A 444-nucleotide genomic window follows, 5' to 3' on the forward strand; every position below is an offset into this window, starting at 1 on the left:
CTGCTGCTCCTGGCGCCAGCGCCTCGCGAATGCGGCGACCCGATCATAAGAGCCGGTGAAACCCAGCGCGCTCAAGTCAGTGTGGATCTGCTTGAGCGTTCTGCGCTGTTTGCGCGGTCGCTTAGCTTCTGTGTTTAGCCAATCGGCGAGCTTCGCCGCGAAACCGTCGAGCTTGCTAGGGCTCTGGCGTTCGGGATAAGTCGGCAGCACAGTGCCGGCGCGAATATAGCGCCTGACCGTGTTTCTCGATACGCCGAGGCGTTTGGCGATCTCGCGCAACGAGACATGATCGCGATAGTGCCAGCGTCGAATGATGCTCAATATTGCCATGTCGATCACTCCGTTCTCCCGCTCGTCGCTTGAGCGGGCCAGTGTGTTCTACGTGGGTCAATATTCGATGCAAATTACCGCGTCAGGTGGGTCAGAATTCGGTGCAAATCAACA

The 444-nt window shown here is 58.1% G+C and carries 1 protein-coding gene; it reads right to left on the reverse strand.

Translation table 11 applies throughout. From position 1 onward, the window contains the following. On the reverse strand, positions 1-339 hold a 339-nt coding region (locus PQQ51_RS34385), incomplete at its 3' end, for an HTH domain-containing protein (RefSeq protein ID WP_408501632.1). Between the last annotated feature and the right edge of the window lie 105 nt (positions 340-444).

This window comes from Paraburkholderia xenovorans, from assembly GCF_046030735.1.
Taxonomy (GTDB): Bacteria; Pseudomonadota; Gammaproteobacteria; order Burkholderiales; family Burkholderiaceae; genus Paraburkholderia; species Paraburkholderia xenovorans_A.